Annotated in this window: 5 protein-coding genes; 2 read left to right on the top strand and 3 right to left on the bottom strand. The window is 54.4% G+C overall.

Going from position 1 to position 2,874, the window contains the following annotated elements; genetic code table 11:
• On the bottom strand, positions 1 to 751 hold a 751-nt coding region (locus tag ACFDSS_RS14420), incomplete at its 3' end, for an MBL fold metallo-hydrolase (RefSeq protein WP_375256409.1).
• A gap of 78 nt (positions 752 to 829) precedes the next feature.
• On the opposite strand from ACFDSS_RS14420, the gene ACFDSS_RS14415 reads away from it, so the two are divergent.
• A complete protein-coding gene (locus ACFDSS_RS14415; protein ID WP_375256408.1) occupies positions 830 to 1,144 on the top strand; it encodes an ArsR/SmtB family transcription factor in 315 nt (104 codons plus the stop codon).
• Between the two features lie 14 nt (positions 1,145 to 1,158).
• Here ACFDSS_RS14415 and ACFDSS_RS14410 read toward each other — a convergent pair whose 3' ends face one another.
• Positions 1,159 to 1,374, bottom strand: a complete 216-nt coding sequence (locus tag ACFDSS_RS14410) for a hypothetical protein (protein WP_375256407.1) — start codon at positions 1,372 to 1,374, stop codon at positions 1,159 to 1,161.
• 107 nt (positions 1,375 to 1,481) lie between these two features.
• Between ACFDSS_RS14410 and ACFDSS_RS14405 the strand changes: the two genes are divergently transcribed.
• Positions 1,482 to 1,739 carry a DUF2312 domain-containing protein gene (locus ACFDSS_RS14405; protein ID WP_375256406.1) on the top strand — a complete coding sequence of 86 codons (258 nt, stop codon included), beginning with the start codon at positions 1,482 to 1,484 and terminating at the stop codon, positions 1,737 to 1,739.
• 3 nt (positions 1,740 to 1,742) lie between these two features.
• Here ACFDSS_RS14405 and ACFDSS_RS14400 read toward each other — a convergent pair whose 3' ends face one another.
• Positions 1,743 to 2,615 carry a hypothetical protein gene (locus ACFDSS_RS14400; RefSeq protein ID WP_375256405.1) on the bottom strand — a complete coding sequence of 291 codons (873 nt, stop codon included), beginning with the start codon at positions 2,613 to 2,615 and terminating at the stop codon, positions 1,743 to 1,745.
• Positions 2,616 to 2,874: the final 259 nt, after the last annotated feature.

Here is a 2,874-nt window from a genome sequence, read left to right as displayed (position 1 = left end):
CAAGTTTGGCATCGCGCGCCTTACGCATTTCGACAAATTCATCCATCGGGCGTCCGGCGCCGACATGCACGTTCAGAGCCTTTTGTTCGCCGACCGTCGTCTCCCACGCGAAATCATCGCGCCCCGGAGCCTTGTAGTCGTGGCCGACAAAAATGCGGGTTTCATCCGGCAACGCGAGAATCTTTTGGATGGACTGAAAAAGATCCTCCGCCGATCCGCCGGGGAAATCACAGCGGGCTGTGCCGAAGTCAGGCATGAAGAGCGTATCCCCCACAAAGGCCGCGTCGCCGATCACATAGGTCAGACAAGCAGGCGTGTGGCCGGGCGTGTGCAGGACATCAGCGCGCAATTGTCCGATATGAAAGCTGTCGCCTTCATCGAACAACGCGTCAAATTGCGACCCGTCACGTTGGAATTCAGTCCCCTCATTGAACACCTTCCCGAATGTGTTCTGGATCACGGTGATATTCCGCCCGATTCCAATTTTTCCGCCCAACGCCTCTTGTAGATAAGGCGCAGCAGAGAGGTGATCGGCATGAACATGGCTTTCCAATATCCAGGCGACCTGCAATCCCTCTGCCTTGATCCAGGCAATGATTTCATCCGCTGATGACGTATCCGTCCGCCCGGCCGCCTGGTCATAATCCAATACGCTGTCGACAATCGCACAGGCATGTCCTTCGGGATCCCGTGCAACATAGGACACAGTGTTGGTATTTTCGTCAAAGAAAGCTTTAACCTGTGGTGTCATTTCCTGTCTCCTTTGCTATCCTTCTTTGAAAGCAAATATATTCTAAAAGTAAAATGTATCAAGGGCGCGCGTAACATTATGCAAAACTCTGACCTGCTACTTAACAATATGGACGCGGCCGCCAAAGAGGCCGCAGACGTTCTGAAGGCTTTATCCAATCCAGGACGCCTGCGGATTCTATGCGCGCTGGCTCCCGGGCCGCTGACTGTGACAGAGATTGAGACAGCAATTGACGCAAGTCAATCATATGTATCTGGGCAATTGCTGAAGCTCCGAGGCGAGGGGTTGGTGCGTTGCGAACGCGACGGGCGGGCAATGTATTACCAACTCTCTGATCCGCGGGTGCGGCCACTGCTGGAAAAAATCTATCAGCTGTTCTGCTCAGAGGACTAAGCAGTATCTTTGCCTTAGCCAAGCATGATGCCGATTACGACGGCCATCAGGCCCAGCATCGAAAGGAACAGCGCGCCCAGATTGAACGGAAGGATTTTCGACAAGCGCATGCGCAGCTCTTCGTCTGAAACCCCTGCGCGCCGGGCTTTTGTCACGCCGATGATGCTCACAATAATCCCGACCAGACCCAAAAGGGTCAATGCCGCACCAATCCAAACAACAACTTCCATAGCGACCTCGCTTTTGAGGTGCACCTAACGCTGTCTTCGGGCCGGTGCAAGGGTTGCGGGGGGCAATGGCAGCGGCTAGTCACGGGGCAAATCTATGGAGAGCTTTGATGAACGATTCCGTTACCGACACCGCCAGCACCGTCGCAGGCCAGGAGCTTCGCCAATTCGTCGAGCGTTACGAACGGCTGGAGGCCGAGAAGAAAGACATTGCCGACGCACAAAAAGAAGTGATGGCAGAGGCCAAGGGCCGTGGTTATGACACCAAAGTGCTGCGCAAGATTGTCGCATTGCGCAAACGTGACGCAAATGATCTGGCCGAAGAAGAAGCGGTTCTCGATATGTATAAGGCCGCGTTGGGGATGTAGCGTTCAGGTGAACGGCAGGATCATCTCCACGCCGTCCATCGCTGCAATCACATCAATGTCGTCTTCATAGGCTTCGGACATCGCGCCGATAAGTTCCGGCGTGAATTCTTCCATTGTAATCTGTTCCTCGACCAGATCGGGGGCGGCAAAATCCTCGATCAGATCACCGATCAGTGCGTGACGTGCAATGCGGTCCCGGGGCATCTCAAGGGCCTTGATTTGCTCAAGTCCCGCCGGTGTCAGAACACGCCGGACCATGTCGAACCCCCCTTGCACAGGATCATCAGGCGGTATCCCTGTCTGCAGGCGGATCAGATCCTCCCAAATGAGGGGGGCGTCTTCGGTACACCAAACATTCAGCCGGGCACGGGGTGCTGCGCGTTTGATTTTTTTGACTACGTCGGACCAGCGCACATCCATCGGGGACAACAGCCCCAGATATTCACGCAACGATGTCGGCTCAGCCAGTCTAGCGGCATCTTGTAAAAAGGTAACGGGATTGCGGATTGCGAAAAAGAGCGACAATTCATCTTCGGGAAAAAGCCGTTGCAAACCGCACAACTTGGGTTCGGTCTGTGCGTAGAACACACCGCGATCGAAGATGCGTTTTGGGATCGCGATGAAGTTGTCATTGGTCAGGATGACGCGTGTCGCGTCGTCTTGCGCGATAATGGCATCGAGCAGGATTTCACGCGTGTCGGCCGCAGGCTGCGCGCCATTGAGACCATCAATCGTTTCGCGCAGAAGCGCGCGATATTTGTCGGACCCGGGGATGACGATACCTTGCTGCAAAAGAGCGGCCGCATTTCGCAAAACCGATTTCCGCAGTTGGTCTGCATCCGTGCAATTTGCGCCGATATGAAATGCGATCTGCATGAAACTTTGACCTGATCTCTCTTGGGGGTCTCATCCGTCGGGTTAGTGTTTTCTGGCTGAAAACGCAAATCATGCGGGAGGCCGCGTTTGCCTATATTTTCGGTGCAAGAATTTTGTAATCTTGGTGTGAAAATGGCATTGCCATGGCGCATTGTCTGCTGCTATACGCCGCGCACTCGGGTCAGCCGAGACATCGCAAGATGCACCAGTGCCCCTATAGCTCAGCTGGTAGAGCAACTGATTTGTAATCAGTAGGTCC

Source organism: Yoonia sp. (assembly GCF_042093035.1).
Lineage (GTDB): Bacteria > Pseudomonadota > Alphaproteobacteria > Rhodobacterales > Rhodobacteraceae > Yoonia.
Note: the sequence above shows the minus strand (reverse complement) of the source record. Positions and strands in the feature narration are given on the sequence as shown.

What these genes read in the sequence shown, in the direction of transcription:
- ACFDSS_RS14410 (WP_375256407.1), bottom strand. Translation starts at nt 1,374, where the DNA reads ATGGAAGTTGTTGTTTGGATTGGTGCGGCATTGACCCTTTTGGGTCTG.
- ACFDSS_RS14415 (WP_375256408.1), top strand. Translation starts at nt 830, where the DNA reads ATGCAAAACTCTGACCTGCTACTTAACAATATGGACGCGGCCGCCAAA.
- ACFDSS_RS14400 (WP_375256405.1), bottom strand. Translation starts at nt 2,615, where the DNA reads ATGCAGATCGCATTTCATATCGGCGCAAATTGCACGGATGCAGACCAA.
- ACFDSS_RS14405 (WP_375256406.1), top strand. Translation starts at nt 1,482, where the DNA reads ATGAACGATTCCGTTACCGACACCGCCAGCACCGTCGCAGGCCAGGAG.